Genomic DNA, 17980 nt, shown 5'->3' on the forward strand with positions numbered 1-17980 from the left:
GTCAGTCACCTAACACCAAATTCGAGGTTCACCATGTATCTGCTCAGCCGCCTTTTCCTGTTTCTGACGAAGTCCTATGACCTGCGCGTCAAAGAGCAAAACGACGCGTATCTGGCCGAAGCCACGGATCTGTACGACCTCGAGTTCCGCATGCGCAAGATCGACCGTGAAGCGCAACTGCGTCAACCGTCGTGGATGAGCCAGCACTAAGCTGCAGCAAGCACGGGCCGGCACGCGAGCCGGCCGTGACCATGCAAAGCGTTCAACGCGAGCGCAGCACGCCATAGCGCGCCAATGTTTCCTGGCGCGCTTTTGCGTGATCGACGACCGGCTGCGGATAGTCTTTCCCCAGCACCACGCCCCAATCCTTTAGATCGTCGGGATTTGCCTGCCATGGCGCGTGAATCCACTTCGCGGGCACCTTCTCCAGTTCCGGCAAGAAGCGCTTGATAAAGAGCCCTTCCGGATCGAACTTCTCCGACTGCGTTACCGGGTTGAAAATACGGAACCACGGCTGCGCGTCGCAGCCCGTTGACGCTGCCCATTGCCAGCCGCCGTTGTTCGCGGAAAAGTCGAAGTCGTTGAGCTTTTCCTCGAAGTAGCGCTCGCCGCGCCGCCAGTCGATACCCAGATCCTTCGCCAGGAAACTCGCCGTCACCATCCGCAGACGGTTGTGCATGAAGCCCGTCTGGTTCAGTTGCAGCATCGCGGCGTCGACGAGCGGGTATCCGGTGCGCCCTTCGCACCAGGCGACGAATAACGTGTCGGCGTGCTTGCCCGTTTCCCAGCGCAGCGTGTCGAATTCCGGCTTGAACGACGCGCGCCTCGCGATATGCGGATGATGCGCGAGGATCATGAAGTAGAAGTCCCGCCAGATCAGTTCCGATAGCCACGTGGCGGCGCCCTGACCGTCGGGTTGCAGCGACATCTCGTGCGCGAGCCGCGCGAGCGTGCGAATCGACACCGTGCCGAAGCGCAAATGCACCGAAAGATGGCTCGTCCCGCGCGCGGCGGGGAAGTCGCGCCGGTCGGCGTAGCTGTCGATGCGCGTCAGAAAATCTTCGAGCAGCGTTTGCGCGCCGCTCATGCCTGTCAGCAGTTTCGTTTCCGCCAGCTTGCCGGGCGCGAAGCCCATTTGGGCGAGCGTCGGCCATGCGTGATCGAGCTTGCGCGGTGTCCGCGCGAGACTTTTTGCGTACCGCTCGACGGGATAGGGTTTCAGGTCGAACGGCGTCAATTTCTTGAGCCACGCGTTCTTGTACGGCGTGAACACGGCGAATGGCTTGCCTTGCCCGTTGAGCAGTTCGTCGCGCTCGAAAATCACCTGGTCCTTGAACGTCAGCAACTGACGGCCGTCGTCGCGCAGCCGTTCTGCGACGCTTTCATCGCGCTCGATTGCGGTGGGCTCGTAGTCATGATTGGTGAAAACAGCCTCGGCTTCGAGTTGCGCGGCGAGCTTCGGAATCTCTTCATGCGGATCGCCATGCAGCACGATCAATCCGCCGCCGCCTTGCTTCAGCGACTTATCCAGTTCTTCCAGCGACGCCAGAATGAATTCGATCCGCCGATCCTGCACTTTGCCCTTGTGGTCGTCGTGCTTGTGCGCCCAATCGATCAACGGCTGAAGAATGGTCGTATCGAACACGAACACACACCAGACGCGCTCGCAATGCTTGAGCGCGTAATACAGCGCTGCGTTGTCGCCGGTGCGCAGGTCGCGGCGAAACCATACGAGTCCGTTGTGAAAATGTGCGTCGAGCTGGTAGGCGCGGGTCATGATCGATTGAGTTGTTGCGCGTCGGCGGATGCGGACGTCGGGCCGAAAAAGCCACCGCCGATGATAGTGTCCGCCGCCCGCAAACCCAATGCCCGCGGCGTCGGGAATCGACGCAAAAATGAAGCAGCGCCCGCCTTTCGCAAGAAAGGCGGGCGCTGCTCATGAAAGGACGATCAGTTCAGATCTGCTCAGACCACGTTCACGCGCACATCGACATTGCCGCGCGTCGCGTTCGAATACGGGCAAACCTGATGCGCCGCGTTCACCAGCTCTTGCGCTGCCGCTGCGTCGAGGCCAGGCAGCGAGACACGCAATTCGATATCCAGCGCGAAACCGCCCTTGTCGTTCGGACCGACGCCGACGTCGGCCGTCACGGTCGTTTCAGCGGGCACGGCCTGCTTGCGCTGGCCGGCGACGAATTTCATCGCGCTCAGGAAACACGCCGAGTAGCCGGCAGCGAACAGTTGTTCCGGGTTCGTGCCTTGCGCGCCGTTGCCGCCGAGTTCGCGCGGCGCCGCCAGCTTCACGTCGAGCGCGTTATCCGACGAAACTGCGCGACCATCGCGACCACCATTGCTCGTTGCCGTTGCCTTGTACAGTACGTTCATCTTGACGCTCCTTGATCGGTTCCAGTGATTGGGTCAGTGCTTGCCAGTGTTTCGCGTCATCGCTATCGAACTGGCATGGACAGAAATGTAGCGTACAAATCATTAGTGTACAAATTAAATTGCCTATCGACGCGATAGCCGCGTATGCACGCGTTGTCAGTAGCGTTCGAGATAGTCGTTCAGCGTGCCGCGCAACTGCTGCAGATCGCTGCGCAGCCGCATCAGGAATTCGGGCGTCTGCTGGGTCGCGCAGAAGATTTCTTCCGGCACGTCGCGCGCGCTGCGCTTGAGCGCGACGCCCGCTTTCGTCAGCCGGATGAAGACGAGCCGTTCGTCTTCCGTGCCGCGCACGCGCTCGATGAACCCTTGCGCTTCGAGCCGCTTCAGCAGCGGCGTGACCGTCGCCGAATCGAGGCTCAGGCGCGCGGCGATGTCCTTCACGCTGACGTCGTCGCTTTCCCAGAGGATCAGCATCGTCAGATACTGCGGATACGTGAGGCCAAGCCGGTCGAGAATCGGCTTGTAGGCTTTCGTCATCGCGAGGGACGTCGAATAGAGCGCGAAGCAGAGCTGCTCGTCGAGCGTAACGGGAAAGGCGGTGCGCTGGGTCATGGACGTCCCCTGAAACGAAGCGTGCGAATGGATTGCGTGCAAACTATTGTGCCGCAAAAAGGCGGCGCGATGCATCGATGCTTCACACGCGAGCGCGGAAAATCCACGCCGCATGCGCAGCGCGGACCTGGAAAGCGGAGTTGTAACGGGGAGTCGCTCAGGAAGGCGACGAAGAGGAAGGGGCGGGCGGCAACGGCTGGCCGGGCGATTGCACGCCGAAACAGCCGCGATACGTGGCGTAGAACGAGCAGTAGAGCATCGTCGTGACGATGATCGACGCGGGCATCAGGATCACCAGCGCGAGATCGCCCGCGCCAAGCGCCTGCAGCAGCGCTGACAGCCCGAACGACACCGTCGTCGCCACCGCGAACCACAGCGCGCCGTACACGATGAACGCGCCGCGATTGCGCCAGCAACTGACGATGCTGAAGAACATCGCCTTGATGGTCGGCACGTCGTGCCACGCGGCGAGCACGGGCGCGAACCAGAACAGCATCGCCACGGGCACGTAGAAGGCGAACGCCGTCAGCACGGCAAGCGGAATGTCGCTATTGGCGACGGCTTCCGGCTGCATCGATTCGCCGCTGATCATCAGATGCAGCAGCATGCCGCCGTCCGCGAGCGCGGAACCCATCAGCACGATCGCCATCGCGATGATGTACAGCAAGCCGAGCAGCAGCAGGCGCTTCGACACCTGGCCGCCGTACGAGCGGAATCCGTCCACAAGAATAGTGGGCAGCACCGGCTTACCCGCGATGGTATCGCGGCACGCCGACATGAAGCCGACGGCGACGCCTGGAATCAGCATGAGCGGCAGCACGCCGCCAATGATGGGAATCAGCGAGATCGCCGTCATCGCGAGCAGGTACGCGAAGAACAGCGTCAGAAATGCGAGCGGGTTCCTGCGAAACAGCCAGATGCCTTGCCGGAACCACACATAGCCGGTTTTCGCCGGAACTTCGATCAGTTGCATGAGGTATGGATGCCTAGGGTCTAGAGTGCGGCGCCCGCAAGGCGCTCGCGCAGGATGCGCTCGAAATGACCCGGATCGTGCGGCTTGAGCAGTTCGGCGGCGCGCGGCATATGGAAATCATACAGGCGCGACACCCAGAAACGGTACGCGCCCGCGCGCAACATGTCGCCCCAGTGCCGGTTTTCGGCGGGAGTGAACGGGCGCACGGTCTGATACGAGCGCAACAGCGCGTCGACGCGCGCGTCGTCGAGCTTGCCGGTCGCGAGGTCGACGCACCAGTCGTTGACGGTCACGGCGACGTCGAAGAGCCACTTGTCGCAGCCTGCGAAATAAAAGTCGAAGAAGCCGCCGAGCTCCACTTCATGATGCGTGCCGGGCGCCGCATGCGCGAACAGCACGTTGTCGCGGAACAGATCGCAATGGCACGGGCCTTCGGGCAGCGACGCATAATCCGCCGACGCGAAGAACGCCTGTTGATGCGCGAGTTCTTCCGTGATCAGCGTGCGCTGCGCGTCCGTCAAAAACGGCACGACGCCCGGCACCGTCTCCTGCCACCACGGCAGGCTGCGCAGATTCGGCTGGTGATGCGCGAAGTCGCGTCCCGCCAGATGCAGACGCGCGAGCATCTGCCCCACTTCGACACAGTGCGCGACACCCGGCGCGAGTTGCGGCGCGCCGTCTAGCTTCGTGACGATGGTCGCGGGCTTGCCGTTGAGCATGCCGAACAGCGCGCCGTCGTCGCGCGGCATTGGGTCCGGCACGGGCACGCGGTGCGACGCCAGATGGCGCATCAGATCAAGATAGAACGGCAGCTGCTGCGCCGTGAGCTTTTCGAAGATCGTGAGGACGTACTCGCCGCGCGTGGTCGTCAGAAAGAAATTGCTGTTCTCGATACCGGATGTAATGCCCCGAAACTCGACGACTTCGCCGAGATCGTAGTGGCGCATCCATTCTGCGAGTTGGGCTTCGGTGACAGCGGTGAATACGGCCATGCGTGGGGCGTCGGATCAGGTTGGTCGGCTGGCATTACGCCAGTACGAGGTCGGGGAAAGCGGGCTGAAAGCGTTGTTGCGATCCACGCTGGACTCGTTCGGCCGGCGGATCGGCTTGAAGCAGGCCGGCGCGCGCCTGCTGAGGCAGCGCGCCGGCTCGGGGCGATCAGTAATGCAGGTTCACGGACGGCAGTCGCGCGGGCGGCTTGCCGGATTCGTACACGCGTGGCGACGTATCGGTCGGCGCGCTCATCTGGTAGCGCGTGCCGAAGTTCGAGCGCACGTCGATTTCGACGGGCTTGCCCTTGTCGCGGTACTCGGTGATTTCGGTGCCGTTGCCGCTACGTTCGTAGAAGCTCGGGGTACGCGGCTGGTTGATCTCGACTTTCGAGCTGACTTCGGCCGCGGGGCGGTTGATTGCTCTCAGATCCGGCAGGCCGGCCCGTTCGTTGGCGGCGGCTTGGGCGTCTGCGGCTGCCTGCGCCTCTTGCGCGGACGGGGCAGGCTGGGCAGCCATCGCAGCGCCGCTGACGGCGAGCATCAGCGCAACGGCGACGGGGAAGAGCGGCTTCATGGTGTTTCTCCGATTAGGTGGCCCAATTCTAGCAAATCCACTGCTGCTCACGGGTATGAACAACGGGCGATAGCCTTATTTTGCGCGCTTCCCGCGCGACCTGCAGAAAGGGCAACCGTGCGTGCGCGACAACACGCAAACCCGCGATGCGCGGGCGCGTCTTCATCGAAAAGCACGGGTTCCGTGGTAATGTCGTTGCATCAATCGAGGCGAACGAAGATGAACTACGAGACCAATCAACGCGCGGTGCATATGCCCGCAAACGCGTTCCCGACCGAGGCCTTCGGCGATGCAGCCGACGCCGTCACGCGCCTCTCCGCCATCTATGAAGCGAACACGTCGTTCCTGCGCGATGCGTTCGCGCGCTATCGCCGCAACGAGCCGTTCGACCGGCGCGTGCGCGCCTGCTATCCGTTCGTGCGCGTGCGCACCGAGACCAACACGCATGTCGACTCGCGCCGGTCGTATGGTTTCGTTGCCGGTCCAGGCGTGTTCGAAACCACGGTGACGCGCCCGGATCTGTTCGGCAATTACTATCGCGAACAATTGCGGCTGCTGGTGAAGAACCATCACGTGTCAGTCGAAGTGGGCGTGTCCGACCAGCCTATTCCGATTCACTTCGCGTTCGCCGAGGGCATTCACCTCGAAGGCGATCTGGACCGCGAGCGGCTTCTCGCGATGCGCGACGTATTCGACGCGCCCGACCTCGCGCTGCTCGACGACCGCATCGTCAACGGCACGTACGAGCCGCTGCCGGGCGAGCCGCATCCGCTCGCGCTTTTCACGGCGCCGCGGGTCGATTTTTCGCTGCATCGGCTGAAGCACTACACGGCCACGTCGCCGACGCATTGCCAGAACTACGTGCTGTACACGAACTATCAGTTCTATATTGACGAATTCGTGAAGCTCGGCCGCACGATGATGACGAAGACCGACGACGCCGATCTGCGCGCGTACCGCAGCGAGTACACGTCGTTCGTCGAACCCGGCGACGTGATCACGTACAACGCGAATCTTGGCGAGCAGGAAGACGAGGGCCATGCGCCGCCGCGCTTGCCGCAGATGCCCGCGTATCACCTGAAGCGCGCGGACGGCAGCGGCATCACGATGGTCAATATTGGCGTCGGCCCGTCGAACGCGAAGACGATCACCGATCACATCGCCGTGCTGCGTCCGCATGCGTGGGTCATGCTTGGGCACTGCGCGGGGCTGCGCAACACGCAGCGTCTTGGTGACTACGTGCTCGCGCACGGCTATGTGCGCGAAGATCATGTGCTCGACGACGATCTGCCGCTGTGGGTGCCGATTCCGGCGTTGGCCGAAGTGCAGGTTGCGCTCGAACGAGCGGTGGCGCAGGTCACGCAGCTTGACGGTGCCGAACTCAAGCGCGTGATGCGCACGGGTACGGTGGCGAGCGTCGATAATCGGAACTGGGAATTGCGCGATCATCGCGAGCCGGTGCTGCGGCTGTCACAAAGCCGGGCTATTGCGCTCGATATGGAAAGCGCGACTATCGCCGCGAATGGTTTTCGGTTTCGGGTGCCTTATGGTACGTTGCTGTGCGTGTCGGATAAGCCCCTGCACGGTGAGTTGAAGCTGCCTGGTATGGCTGACCAGTTTTATCGTGCGCAGGTCGATCAGCACTTGCAGATTGGCGTGAAGGCGATGGAGATTCTGCGCACCAATGGCCTGCATAAGTTGCATAGCCGGAAGTTGCGGAGTTTTGCGGAAGTGGCGTTTCAGTAGGCGCTTTGCCTTCGCGGTGCGGTCGGTTTGGTTTGCTGGTGTTTGCGCTGGCATCCGCGATTTGTTATCTAGCTTCAAGCGTCGCCCCGCACAGGGGCGACGTGTGAAGCACGCTAACAAAACGCGGATGCCAGCGAAAACCAAAAGCAGACCACCCAGCGTCCCAGACAACCAAAATCAGTTGCCACCGCGCACTCACCTCACACGTAAGCCAGCCCAACAAGCCCCACAACCGCCCCACCTCCCAACAACCACAACGGGTGAATACGCGTCTTGAACGCGAGCAAAGCGCATGCGCCCGTGATAACCCATGCGAGCCACGACGTATCCGACGACTGCGCGATCAGCAGCGCGCTCGCCGCGACGAGCCCCGCGGTCACGGGCACCAGACCTTTCTGCGCGACGCGCCGCCACGGACGGTCCTTGAAGCGGTTCCACGCATGCATCGCGAGAATCGTCACGATGGACGACGGACCGAACTTCGCCAGCGATGTCACCAGCATTCCCGCCCAGCCCGCCACGTGCCAGCCGACCAGCGTCACGATCATCATGTTCGGACCGGGCGCGGCCTGTGCGAGTGCGAACAGCGCGCTGAACTCGCTGGCGGGCATCCAGTGATGCACTTCCACGACCTGCCGCTGCATCTCCGGCAGGATCGTGTTGCCGCCGCCGAACGCGAGCAGCGATAACTGACTGAAGATGACGGCAAGAGCGATCAGCGTTTCCATCATTTCGACACCTCGTTTGGCTGTGCCGATCCGGCAACCGCTTCGGCTTTCGCCACGCGCGACGCGAGGAAGATGCTGAGCGGCGTCAGCACGAGCATCGTCGGCAGCAGCGGGAAGCGCAGCAGCGCAATCGCGACGAAGCCGAGCGCGGCAATCGCCGCGGCGCGCGGGTCGTGCCGCAGCGGCATCAGGATCTTGACGGCCATCGCGACCAGCAATCCCGCCGCAGCGGCCGCCAGTCCGGCGAACAGATGCTTGATGTGCGGATCGTTCTGCGTGTGCTCATAGAGCACGCCGAGCGCGATCACCACCAGCGACGGCCCGGCGATCAAACCCAGAATGCCCGCGAGCGCGCCGCGCAAACCCCGAAAGCGCATGCCGAGCGCGACCGACAGATTGATCACATTGCCGCCCGGCAGGAACTGGCACAGGCCGAGCAGATCGGTGAATTCGGCGGCGGTGAGCCAGCGGCGCCGGTCGACGATAGTCCGCCGCGCGAGCGGCAGCGCGCCGCCGAACGACGTCAGGCCGAGGCCCAGAAAGCCCATGAAGATTTCGCGCGTGGTCGGAGCGGGCGCGTGCTCCGGCGCGTCGGGGTGCTGATCCATGACGTTCACTATCCAGTACAAGCCGTGAAGGTTAACGCCGTTTGCCCATCGCTCAAAACGATTTCTTGGGCAAGTCTTTGTGATCTAGAATCACAAAGATGAACCGCAAGCTTCCCCCTTTTCCGGCGCTGCGCGCCTTCGAGGCCGCGGCCCGGCACAACAGCTTCACGGCCGCCGCCGACGAACTCCATGTGACGCACGGTGCAATCAGCCGGCAGGTGGCCGCGTTCGAGGCGTGGGTCGGCGTGCAGGTGTTTCATCGCAACGGCAAGCGCGTGCGGCTCACGGAAGACGGCCGGCGCTATCTGTCGAAGGTGCAGGCTGCGTTCGACAGCATCGCTGCCGCGACCGACCAGTTACGCGACACGGGCGTCGTGCATGTGCTGCGCGTCAACGCGCTACCCACCTTCGCGATGAAGTGGCTGTTGCCGCGTCTGTCGCAGTTTCAGCGGATGGCGCCGAATGTCGAGTTGAGGCTCGCGACATCGAACGAGCCGGTGGAGATGCTCGACAGTTTCGACGTCGCCGTGCGGCGCGGGCCCACGCACTGGCCGAATTGCGCGAGCGGCCAGTTCCTCGACGAAAGCGAGATTCCCGTGTGCAGTCCGGCGCTGCTCCAACGTCTGCCCATCCATACCGCCGACGATCTCGCGCGCCACGTGCTGCTGCATTCGGATACCCGGCCGGACGCGTGGCATCATTGGCTGCAGGCGGCGGGCGTCAAGGCGAAATGCCGCAAGAAACAGTCGTTCGACCATTTCTATCTTGCCTTGCAGGCGGCCGTCGATGGACTGGGCGTCGCGCTCGGACCGCTGCCGCTGCTCGACGACGAACTCGCGTCAGGCCGGCTGGTGACGCCGCTGGAAGGACCGCGCATCGATGCGCGCGGTTACTGGTGGGTCGCGCGGCGCGAGGTGGCGAATGCGCCGCTCGTCGAGCAGTTCTGCCGTTGGCTCGAAGCGCAGGCGAAGGAAACGAAGCAAGACGACGCGCAAGAAAAAAAGCGCGGCAAGGAGCCGCGCGTCGCGACGCGATAACGCGCATCGCGGACGCGCCTTCTATACAGCACGCATCGCATCCGCGACGCAATCGCGTCAGAAGATCACAGATAGAACATCCGGTCTTCGTCCGACTTGGACGGATGCTGCTCGGGTTCTTCACGTTCTTCATAGAACGCGAGCACCGCTTCGAGCACCTGGTCGGGATCGTCGATCACCTGCATCAGGTTCATGTCGCCCGGATTGATGAGGCCCATCGGCACCAGTTGCGATTCGAACCAGCCGAGCAGTCCCTTCCAGAACTCCGCGCCGACCAGAATGATAGGCACGTGGCGCGACTTCTTGGTTTGAATCAAGGTGAGCACTTCGGCCAGTTCGTCGAGCGTGCCGAATCCACCCGGCATCACGATCACGGCATCCGAGTTCTTCACGAACGTGACCTTGCGCGTGAAGAAGTGACGGAAGCGCAGCGAGATGTCCTGCCACTGGTTGCCCGACTGCTCGTGCGGCAACTCGATGTTCAGGCCCACCGACGGCGCCTTGCCCGCATGCGCGCCTTTATTGGCCGCTTCCATGATGCCGGGGCCGCCGCCGGAGATCACGGCAAAGCCCGCGTCGGACAGTTTACGCGCGATTTGCGTGGCAAGTTTGTAGTACGGCGAGTTCGGTTTCAGACGCGCCGAACCATAGATGCTCACGGCCGGGCGGATCTCCGACAGGTACTCGGTCGCCTCGATAAACTCTGCCATAATCGTGAACATTTGCCACGATGCGCGGGCCTTCTTGGCTGTTGCGCGCTCTTGATCTGCGAGCGATCGCAGACTCGGAATCACTTTTCTCTTAGTCATAATGCCTGAAGAACAGAACCTGGAAGGTAAGACCCTGCTATTGGTTGACGGTTCGAGTTATCTGTACCGGGCCTACCATGCGATGCCTGATTTGCGCGGTCCCGATGGTGCGCCAACGGGAGCGCTCTACGGGATCATCAACATGCTGCGCCGTATGCGCAAGGAGGTTACGGCAGAGTATAGCGCGTGCGTGTTCGATGCCAAAGGCAAGACGTTTCGCGACGACTGGTATCCGCAATACAAGGCGAACCGTCCTTCGATGCCCGACGATCTCTCGAAGCAGATCGAACCGATTCACGTGGCCGTGCGTTCGCTCGGCTGGCCGCTCCTGATGATCGAAGGCGTCGAGGCCGACGACGTGATCGGCACGCTTGCGAAGCGGGCCGAGGCACGCGGCATGAACGTGATCGTATCCACAGGGGACAAGGATCTGGCGCAGCTCGTGACGGATCATGTCACCCTCATCAATACGATGACGAACGAGAAGCTCGATCGCGAAGGCGTCGTTGCAAAGTTCGGCGTGCCGCCCGAGCGCATCGTCGACTATCTGTCGCTGATCGGCGATACCGTCGACAACGTACCAGGCGTCGAGAAATGCGGCCCGAAAACCGCGATCAAATGGCTCACGCAATTTGAAACCCTTGATGGCATCGTCGCACACGCCGATGAAATCAAAGGTGCGGTAGGAGACAATCTGCGACGCGCGCTCGATTTCCTGCCGATGGCGCGAAAGCTCGTCACGGTGGATACAGATTGCGATCTGGCAGCGCAGGTCAACTCGTTCGAAGAAACACTTGCTACTCGCCCCGAATCGCGTGAAGAACTGCGCGACGTGTTCACACGCAGCGGCTTCAAGACGTGGCTGCGTGAAGTGGAAATTGCCGATGCCGTCGAAGGGCCCGAAACGGATGTGCCGCCCGCGCCGACCGTCGATGGCGAGCATGAGTACGACACTGTGCAGACGTGGGAGCAGTTCGACGCGTGGCTCGACAAGATCAATGCCGCTGAGATCACCTCGTTCGATACCGAAACCACGTCGCTCGATCCGATGACGGCGCAGATCGTCGGCATCTCGATCGCGGTCGAGGCGGGCAAGGCCGCGTATATCCCGCTCGCGCATCGCGGGCCGGACGCGCCCGTGCAATTGCCGCGCGACGAAGTGCTCGCGAAGCTCAAGCCCTGGCTCGAAAGCCGCGACAAGAAGAAGGTCGGACAGCATCTGAAGTACGACGAGCAGGTGCTCGCGAACTACGGCATCGTGATGGACGGCATCGAGCATGACACGCTGTTGCAGTCGTACGTGCTCGAATCGCATCGTCCGCATGACATGGACAACCTCGCGCTGCGTCACCTCGGGCTCAAGACGATCAAGTACGAAGACGTTGCGGGCAAGGGCGCATCGCAGATCGGCTTCGACGAAGTCGCGCTCGACAAGGCCGCTGAATACGCAGCCGAAGACGCCGACATCACGTTGCGTCTGCATCAGACGCTGTATCCGCAGGTCGCTGCGGAAGCGCAGCTCGATCACGTGTACCGCGACATCGAAGTGCCGACCTCTCGCGTGCTGCGCAAGATGGAGCGCAACGGCGTCTTGATCGATGCGGAAAAGCTGCGCGTGCAAAGCAACGAGATCGCGACGCGTCTGGTCGAACTCGAAAAACAGGCGTACGAATTCGCGGGCGGTGAATTCAATCTCGGCTCGCCGAAGCAGATCGGCCAGATTTTCTTCGAGAAGCTCGAATTGCCCGTCATCAAGAAGACGCCGAGCGGCGCGCCTTCCACCGACGAAGAAGTGCTGCAGAAACTCGCGGAAGACTATCCGCTGCCAAAGGTCCTGCTCGAACATCGCGGCCTGTCGAAGCTCAAGTCGACGTACACGGACAAGCTGCCGCGCATGGTCAACGCTACCACGGGTCGCGTGCATACGAACTATGCGCAGGCCGTTGCCGTGACGGGCCGCCTTGCATCGAACGATCCGAATTTGCAGAACATTCCCGTGCGTACAGGCGAAGGCCGCCGCATTCGCGAGGCGTTCATCGCGCCGTCGGGACACAAGCTGGTGTCGGCGGACTACTCGCAGATCGAGTTGCGCATCATGGCGCATATCTCAGGTGACGAAGCGCTGCTGCGCGCGTTCAAGCAGGGCGAGGACATTCACCGCGCCACGGCATCCGAAGTGTTCAGCGTGACGCCGCTTGAAGTATCGAACGATCAGCGGCGTATCGCGAAGGTCATCAACTTCGGCCTGATCTACGGCATGAGTTCGTTCGGTCTCGCGTCGAATCTCGGCATCACGCGCGATGCGGCGAAGCTTTATATCGACCGCTATTTCGCGCGTTATCCGGGCGTTGCCGCGTATATGGAGAACACCCGGACTAGCGCCAAGATGAAGGGCTATGTCGAAACCGTGTTCGGCCGCCGCCTGTGGCTGCCCGAGATCAACGGTGGCAACGGCCCGCGCCGTCAGGCGGCGGAGCGCGCGGCGATCAACGCGCCGATGCAAGGTACGGCCGCCGATCTGATCAAGATGTCGATGATCGCGGTGCAGAAGTGGATCGAAGAGTCGGGCATCCGCACGCGCATGATCATGCAGGTGCACGACGAACTGATTCTCGAAGTCCCGGACGACGAACTATCCGACGTACGTAAGCGCTTGCCGGAACTGATGTGCGGCGTCGCGCAACTGAAGGTGCCGCTCGTCGCCGAAGTGGGCGCGGGCGCAAACTGGGAGGAAGCGCACTAGGCGCACATCGAGGCTTGGGAAGGCGCACTGACATGTCAGTCATGCTTTTCATGCCACACTGACACAACATTGTTGCTTCTTCAGGTCAATGGGATAACGTCGCTCGCATGTCACAGTTGTGTTTTGACAGGCTTGTGACTTGTCCCATTGCTCGCCGACAATCGACACTACGCGATTACACAGCGGCCGCACGCGCGCCGCATCGACGCACAGCTTTATCGGTCAATACGGAGAGTTCTGATGCATCGTTTTGTCGTCGTAGGTGGAGGCGCGGGAGGCCTGGAGCTGGCGACACGGCTCGGCGATCGCTATGCGCGCAGAAAGAACGGCGGTGAGCCGCGCGCGCAGGTCACGCTGGTCGATCGTTATCCGACGCATATCTGGAAGCCGCTGCTGCACGAGGTGGCGGCGGGCAGCATGGACCCGTTCACGCAGGAACTCGAGTACGCGGCGCAGGCGCGCTGGCATGGCTTTGAATTTCAACAGGGCGAACTGGTGGGCCTCGACCGCACGGCGAAGTCCATCAGGCTTGGCCGCGTGCTCGACGACGACGGTGCCGAACTGCTCCCCGAACGGGTTCTGGAATACGACACGCTGGTGATTGCGATCGGCAGTACGACGCATTTCTTCGGCGTGCAGGGTGCGCCTGAATATTCGCTCGCGCTCGATACCGTTCAGCAGGCCGAGCGCTTTCGCAAGCGCCTGATCGCCGCCTGCATGCGTGCCGAGCATCAGGCGCACGAACCCGTCGAAACCAATCCCGGCACGACGTCGACGGAGCCGCGCATCCAAGTCGCGATTGTCGGCGGCGGCGCGACGGGCGTCGAATTGTCGGCGGAACTGCGCAATACGGCGCAGGTGCTGTCCGCCTATGGGCTGCACAAGCTCGATCCGCGCCACGATGTCGGTATCGTGCTGATCGAGGCCGGGCCGCGCATTCTGCCGGCGCTTCAGGAACGGGTATCGACGGCCACGTCCGAGCTGCTGCAAAAGCTCGGCGTGAAGCTGATGGTCGGCGAGACAGTGGCGGAAGTCGCGCCGGGCGTCGTGCGCACGGCGAGCGGCAAGACGGTGCGCGCCGACCTGACCGTCTGGGCGGCGGGCATCAAGGCGCCGCCCGTGCTGAGCCAGCTCGACGGCCTGCCCGTGAACCGGCTTGGTCAGCTCGAAGTGCGTCCCACGCTGCAGACCATGATTGACGACAACGTCTTCGCGCTCGGCGATTGTGCCGCCTGTGCGTGGCCCGGCAACGAACGCAACGTGCCGCCGCGCGCGCAGGCCGCGCACCAGCAGGCGAGCTTCCTGCTGCGGGCGCTTGGCAACCGGCTCGAAGGCCGGCCGCTGCCGGAGTTCACGTATCGCGACTTCGGCTCGCTGGTGTCGCTCGGGCACTTCAGCGCCGTGGGCAATCTGATGGGCGGCGTGATCGGCGGCAACATGCTGATCGAAGGGTTGTTCGCGCGCTTCATGTACATGTCGCTGTACCGGCTGCATATCGCCGCGCTGCACGGCTATGCACGCATGGTGCTCGATACCTTCGCGCACTGGCTGCGGCGCACCACGCTGCCGCGCGTCAAGCTGCACTGAACCCTCATTGAACCTTCGCTGATCGATATCGATGCTTCTGCAACAGGATGCGCTTTGCGCGTATCCTGTTGGCTCCTTGCCGTCCACTCATTCCAAAAGAGGAGCACAGCATGTTGAAGCCAGAAGTCGACAGTCTCGTTCCCCATGTTCCCTTCGACCGGCGCACCTTCATCAAGGCGGCGCTCGGCACTGGCTTCGCGGCGTGCGTGCTGCCCGTGTCCGCGCAGACTATTCATACGGACAGCGAGGGCCTCGAGGCGGGCGAAGTCGGCATCAAATCAGGCGATACGCTGGTGCCTGCCTATCGCGCGCAGCCGAAGGGCAAGACGCATCTGCCCGTGATCATCGTGGTTCATGAGGCCTTCGGCGTGCACGAACATATCGCCGATGTCTGCCGGCGCTTCGCCAAGCTTGGCTATCTTGCGATCGCGCCCAACCTCTTCGTGCGGCAAGGCGACCCGAACGCGTATCCGACGATCCAGCAGTTGAGCGAGCAGCTTCTGAGCAAGGTGCCCGATTCACAGGCGATGGCCGATCTCGACGCGACCTTCAAATGGGCGGGCGAGCATGGCGGCGACGTGAACAAGGTGGGCATCAACGGCTTCTGCTGGGGCGGGCGAATCGCGTGGCTCTATGCGGAGCACAATCCGCGGCTGAAGGCGGGCGTGGCGTGGTATGGGCGCGTGGCCGGCAACCAGACGCCGATGACCCCTGCCAATCCGATCGACCGCGTGTCGGATCTGCAGGTGCCCGTGCTGGGGCTATATGGTCGGCAGGACCAGAGCATTCCGCAGGAGTCGCTCGACAAGATGAAGCAGGCGATCGCGCAGGGGCCGCAGGCGGGGCGCGGTTCGGAGTTCGTCGTCTATGACGACGCGGGGCATGCGTTCTTTGCGGACTATCGGCCGAGCTACAAGCAAGCCGATGCCGAAGACGGCTGGCGCCGCACGCTTGCGTGGTTCAAGGCGCACGGCGTCAGTTGAGTTTTGGCTCGCGTCTGCGCCGCCGGAGATTGCCGGCGGCGCAGACAAAAAGCGGTTACGGATTCGGTCCCGTCGCCACGGGACGCGACGTATCCGAACTCCATTCACTCCACGATCCAGGGTACAGCGCCGCGCCGTGCAGCCCGGCGATTTCCATCGCCAGCGCGTTGTGGCAGGCGGTCACGCCCGAGCCGCATTGCAGCACCACATGCTCGGCGGACACGCCCGCGGGAATCACCGCGTTGAAGTCGTCGCGCAGCGTGTGCGCGGACTTGAAGCGGCCATCTGCCGTCAGGTTGTCCTTGAAGTAGCGGTTGCGCGCGCCCGGAATGTGGCCGCCCACGCGATCCAGCGTTTCGTTCTCGCCGCGATAGCGGTCGGCGGCGCGCGCGTCGATCACCACGCGTTCCTTCGTGCCGATGTTGCGTTCCACGGCCTGCGCATCGACGGTTACGGCCAGCGGCGCGCCCGCCTTGAAGTCGCCACTCGTCTGGGGCGGCGCGTCCTGCGTCAGCGGGTGGCCGGCTGCTTCCCACGCCTGCAGCCCGCCGTCTAGCAGCGCGACGGAATCGTGACCCAGCCAGCGCAGCAGCCACCACAGACGCGCGGCGTACATGCCGCCCTGCGCGTCGTACGCGATCACTTGCTGGCCTTGCTTGAGGCCGAGTGCGGCGAGCCGCTCGACCAGCTTCTGACGGTCCGGCAACGGATGACGTCCGTTGCTGCCCGTCTTCGGTCCGGACAGATCGCGGTCGAGGTGCAGATAGTGCGCTTGCGGCAGATGGCCTGCCGCGTAGGCTTTTTCGCCAGAGTCGGTATCAGCGAGATCGAAACGGCAATCGACGATGAACACGCTGCCCGGCGCGGCGGCCAGGCGTTCGGCGAGATTGCTTGCGGAGATCAGCGTGGTGTAGTGAGTGTGTGGCATGACGGCTCCTGAGAGACTGGTTTCGGCAGCGCCGAACGATATCTCTAGTCTAAACAAAAATGACGGGCCGAAGCCCGTCATTCCTTGTATGAAGCCGTGGATGCCGCTCGCGGCGGCTCGATCAGACCGTGCCGAGCTCGCGGCGCAGGAACTCGTGGAAGTGCTGCATGCCGTCTTCCATCGGGCTCTGATACGGACCGACCTGCGACTCGCCGCGCTCCAGCAGCGCGCGGCGTCCGGCGTCCATGCGTTCGGCGATCTCGTCGTCTTCGCGTGCCGTTTCCATGTACGCGGCGCGCTCCGCTTCGACGAAGTCACGCTCGAACAGCGCGATTTCCTCAGGGTAATAGAACTCGACGACGTTCGTCGTCTTCTGCGGACCACGCGGAATCAGCCACGACACGACGAGCACATGCGGATACCACTCGACCATGATGCCCGGGTAGTACACCATCCAGATCGCGCCGAACTCGGGCATCTTGCCGTCGCGGTAGCGCAGCACTTCGTCGTGCCACTTGCGATACGTCGGGCTGCCCGGACGCGCGAGCTCGTTATGCACGCCGACCGTTTGCACGCTGTACCAGTCGCCGAACTCCCACTTCAAATCGTCGCAGTTGACGAAGCTGCCGAGGCCCGGATGGAACGGCACGACGTGATAGTCCTCCAGATAGACCTCGATGAAGGTCTTCCAGTTGTAGTTGCACTCGTGCACTTCGACGTGATCGAACATGTAGTCCGTGAAGTCGAAGTGCTTCGCCGTGCCGAGGCGCGCAAGATCTTTTGCGACATCGCGGCCCTGCGTTTCGAACAGCAGCCCGTTCCAGCTTTGCAGCGGCGTGGCGCCGAGATTCAGGCAGGGGTTGTCGGCGAAATGCGGCGCGCCGAGCAACTGACCGTTCAGGTCGTAGGTCCAGCGATGCAGGGGACAGACGATGTTCTCCGTCTGCCCGCGGCCGTTCAGCATGATCGCCTGACGGTGGCGGCACACGTTCGACAGCAGTTCGATCTGCGACTGCTGGTTGCGGACGAGCACACGCCCCTCGCGTTCGCTGGGCAAGGCAAAATAGCTACCCGCTTCGGGAACCATGAGTTCGTGCCCGACGTAGCGAGGACCTTTCTTGAAAAGGGTTTCGAGTTCGCGCTCGTGGAGCGCTGGGTCAAAGTAAGCCGTGACTGGCAGCTGGCTGTGAATAGCCTTGAGCTGCAATGCATTGCTCAGATTGGACATTCCCACTCCCGATGAAGACGTGAAAGCAGTGAACAACCCAACCATCG

Annotated in this window: 17 protein-coding genes; 6 read left to right on the top strand and 11 right to left on the bottom strand. The window is 62.7% G+C overall.

Annotated features, from left to right (window positions below; all coding sequences use genetic code 11):
* Positions 1–33 precede the first annotated feature (33 nt).
* On the top strand, positions 34–210 hold the full coding sequence (locus tag H1204_RS28325; RefSeq protein ID WP_180731775.1) for a DUF3563 family protein: 177 nt from the start codon (positions 34–36) through the stop codon (positions 208–210).
* Between the two features lie 52 nt (positions 211–262).
* On the opposite strand, the gene H1204_RS28330 is transcribed toward H1204_RS28325, so the two are convergent.
* From H1204_RS28330 to H1204_RS28355, 6 genes are all read right to left on the bottom strand, one after another.
* The gene (locus tag H1204_RS28330; protein ID WP_180731776.1) at positions 263–1777 is read right to left on the bottom strand and encodes a deoxyribodipyrimidine photo-lyase; all 1515 of its coding nucleotides are present in this window, start codon (positions 1775–1777) and stop codon (positions 263–265) included.
* A 188-nt stretch (positions 1778–1965) separates the two neighbouring features.
* Positions 1966–2385: an organic hydroperoxide resistance protein gene (locus H1204_RS28335; RefSeq protein ID WP_007582650.1), complete on the bottom strand. Its 420-nt coding sequence runs from the start codon at positions 2383–2385 to the stop codon at positions 1966–1968.
* Positions 2386–2541: 156 nt separating this feature from the next.
* On the bottom strand, positions 2542–2997 hold the full coding sequence (locus H1204_RS28340) for a MarR family transcriptional regulator (protein ID WP_180731777.1): 456 nt from the start codon (positions 2995–2997) through the stop codon (positions 2542–2544).
* 157 nt (positions 2998–3154) lie between these two features.
* Complete coding sequence (locus tag H1204_RS28345; RefSeq protein WP_180731778.1) at positions 3155–3970, bottom strand: BPSS1780 family membrane protein; 816 nt, start codon at positions 3968–3970, stop codon at positions 3155–3157.
* A gap of 20 nt (positions 3971–3990) precedes the next feature.
* Positions 3991–4962, bottom strand: a complete 972-nt coding sequence (locus H1204_RS28350; protein ID WP_180731779.1) for a homoserine kinase — start codon at positions 4960–4962, stop codon at positions 3991–3993.
* 166 nt (positions 4963–5128) lie between these two features.
* Entirely contained in the window at positions 5129–5536 is a 408-nt protein-coding gene (locus H1204_RS28355; protein WP_180731780.1) for a hypothetical protein, read from the bottom strand.
* Positions 5537–5755: 219 nt separating this feature from the next.
* On the opposite strand from H1204_RS28355, the gene H1204_RS28360 reads away from it, so the two are divergent.
* A complete protein-coding gene (locus H1204_RS28360) occupies positions 5756–7282 on the top strand; it encodes an AMP nucleosidase (protein WP_180731781.1) in 1527 nt (508 codons plus the stop codon).
* A gap of 200 nt (positions 7283–7482) precedes the next feature.
* Here H1204_RS28360 and H1204_RS28365 read toward each other — a convergent pair whose 3' ends face one another.
* Positions 7483–8013 carry a chromate transporter gene (locus H1204_RS28365; RefSeq protein ID WP_180731782.1) on the bottom strand — a complete coding sequence of 177 codons (531 nt, stop codon included), beginning with the start codon at positions 8011–8013 and terminating at the stop codon, positions 7483–7485.
* Positions 8010–8618, bottom strand: coding sequence for a chromate transporter (locus tag H1204_RS28370; protein WP_180731783.1), 609 nt, complete (start codon positions 8616–8618; stop codon positions 8010–8012). The genes H1204_RS28365 and H1204_RS28370 overlap by 4 nt, the downstream gene beginning before the upstream one ends.
* Before the next feature lie 98 nt (positions 8619–8716).
* Between H1204_RS28370 and H1204_RS28375 the strand changes: the two genes are divergently transcribed.
* On the top strand, positions 8717–9655 hold the full coding sequence (locus tag H1204_RS28375) for a transcriptional regulator GcvA (RefSeq protein WP_180731784.1): 939 nt from the start codon (positions 8717–8719) through the stop codon (positions 9653–9655).
* A 65-nt stretch (positions 9656–9720) separates the two neighbouring features.
* On the opposite strand, the gene H1204_RS28380 is transcribed toward H1204_RS28375, so the two are convergent.
* Positions 9721–10464 (bottom strand): TIGR00730 family Rossman fold protein, encoded by a 744-nt coding sequence (locus tag H1204_RS28380; protein WP_180731785.1) that lies wholly within the window; start codon positions 10462–10464, stop codon positions 9721–9723.
* Between the two features lies 1 nt (position 10465).
* On the opposite strand from H1204_RS28380, the gene polA reads away from it, so the two are divergent.
* From polA to H1204_RS28395, 3 genes are all read left to right on the top strand, one after another.
* The gene (gene polA / locus H1204_RS28385) at positions 10466–13207 is read left to right on the top strand and encodes a DNA polymerase I (protein WP_180731786.1); all 2742 of its coding nucleotides are present in this window, start codon (positions 10466–10468) and stop codon (positions 13205–13207) included.
* A 240-nt stretch (positions 13208–13447) separates the two neighbouring features.
* Positions 13448–14794 carry an NAD(P)/FAD-dependent oxidoreductase gene (locus H1204_RS28390; protein WP_180731787.1) on the top strand — a complete coding sequence of 449 codons (1347 nt, stop codon included), beginning with the start codon at positions 13448–13450 and terminating at the stop codon, positions 14792–14794.
* 110 nt (positions 14795–14904) lie between these two features.
* On the top strand, positions 14905–15777 hold the full coding sequence (locus tag H1204_RS28395; RefSeq protein ID WP_180731788.1) for a dienelactone hydrolase family protein: 873 nt from the start codon (positions 14905–14907) through the stop codon (positions 15775–15777).
* Positions 15778–15832: 55 nt separating this feature from the next.
* Here the strand turns inward: H1204_RS28395 and H1204_RS28400 are convergent, their stop codons facing one another.
* Positions 15833–16705, bottom strand: a complete 873-nt coding sequence (locus H1204_RS28400) for a sulfurtransferase (protein ID WP_180731789.1) — start codon at positions 16703–16705, stop codon at positions 15833–15835.
* A 121-nt stretch (positions 16706–16826) separates the two neighbouring features.
* Entirely contained in the window at positions 16827–17933 is a 1107-nt protein-coding gene (locus tag H1204_RS28405; protein WP_180731790.1) for an aromatic ring-hydroxylating dioxygenase subunit alpha, read from the bottom strand.
* Positions 17934–17980: the final 47 nt, after the last annotated feature.

This window comes from Paraburkholderia sp. PGU19 (assembly GCF_013426915.1).
Classification (GTDB): domain Bacteria; phylum Pseudomonadota; class Gammaproteobacteria; order Burkholderiales; family Burkholderiaceae; genus Paraburkholderia.

What these genes read in the sequence shown, in the direction of transcription:
- H1204_RS28395 (WP_180731788.1), top strand. Translation starts at nt 14,905, where the DNA reads ATGTTGAAGCCAGAAGTCGACAGTCTCGTTCCCCATGTTCCCTTCGAC.
- H1204_RS28365 (WP_180731782.1), bottom strand. Translation starts at nt 8,013, where the DNA reads ATGATGGAAACGCTGATCGCTCTTGCCGTCATCTTCAGTCAGTTATCG.
- H1204_RS28330 (WP_180731776.1), bottom strand. Translation starts at nt 1,777, where the DNA reads ATGACCCGCGCCTACCAGCTCGACGCACATTTTCACAACGGACTCGTA.
- H1204_RS28355 (WP_180731780.1), bottom strand. Translation starts at nt 5,536, where the DNA reads ATGAAGCCGCTCTTCCCCGTCGCCGTTGCGCTGATGCTCGCCGTCAGC.
- H1204_RS28380 (WP_180731785.1), bottom strand. Translation starts at nt 10,464, where the DNA reads ATGACTAAGAGAAAAGTGATTCCGAGTCTGCGATCGCTCGCAGATCAA.
- H1204_RS28335 (WP_007582650.1), bottom strand. Translation starts at nt 2,385, where the DNA reads ATGAACGTACTGTACAAGGCAACGGCAACGAGCAATGGTGGTCGCGAT.
- H1204_RS28370 (WP_180731783.1), bottom strand. Translation starts at nt 8,618, where the DNA reads ATGGATCAGCACCCCGACGCGCCGGAGCACGCGCCCGCTCCGACCACG.
- H1204_RS28340 (WP_180731777.1), bottom strand. Translation starts at nt 2,997, where the DNA reads ATGACCCAGCGCACCGCCTTTCCCGTTACGCTCGACGAGCAGCTCTGC.
- H1204_RS28360 (WP_180731781.1), top strand. Translation starts at nt 5,756, where the DNA reads ATGAACTACGAGACCAATCAACGCGCGGTGCATATGCCCGCAAACGCG.
- H1204_RS28405 (WP_180731790.1), bottom strand. Translation starts at nt 17,933, where the DNA reads ATGTCCAATCTGAGCAATGCATTGCAGCTCAAGGCTATTCACAGCCAG.
- polA (WP_180731786.1), top strand. Translation starts at nt 10,466, where the DNA reads ATGCCTGAAGAACAGAACCTGGAAGGTAAGACCCTGCTATTGGTTGAC.
- H1204_RS28375 (WP_180731784.1), top strand. Translation starts at nt 8,717, where the DNA reads ATGAACCGCAAGCTTCCCCCTTTTCCGGCGCTGCGCGCCTTCGAGGCC.
- H1204_RS28390 (WP_180731787.1), top strand. Translation starts at nt 13,448, where the DNA reads ATGCATCGTTTTGTCGTCGTAGGTGGAGGCGCGGGAGGCCTGGAGCTG.
- H1204_RS28350 (WP_180731779.1), bottom strand. Translation starts at nt 4,962, where the DNA reads ATGGCCGTATTCACCGCTGTCACCGAAGCCCAACTCGCAGAATGGATG.
- H1204_RS28345 (WP_180731778.1), bottom strand. Translation starts at nt 3,970, where the DNA reads ATGCAACTGATCGAAGTTCCGGCGAAAACCGGCTATGTGTGGTTCCGG.
- H1204_RS28400 (WP_180731789.1), bottom strand. Translation starts at nt 16,705, where the DNA reads ATGCCACACACTCACTACACCACGCTGATCTCCGCAAGCAATCTCGCC.
- H1204_RS28325 (WP_180731775.1), top strand. Translation starts at nt 34, where the DNA reads ATGTATCTGCTCAGCCGCCTTTTCCTGTTTCTGACGAAGTCCTATGAC.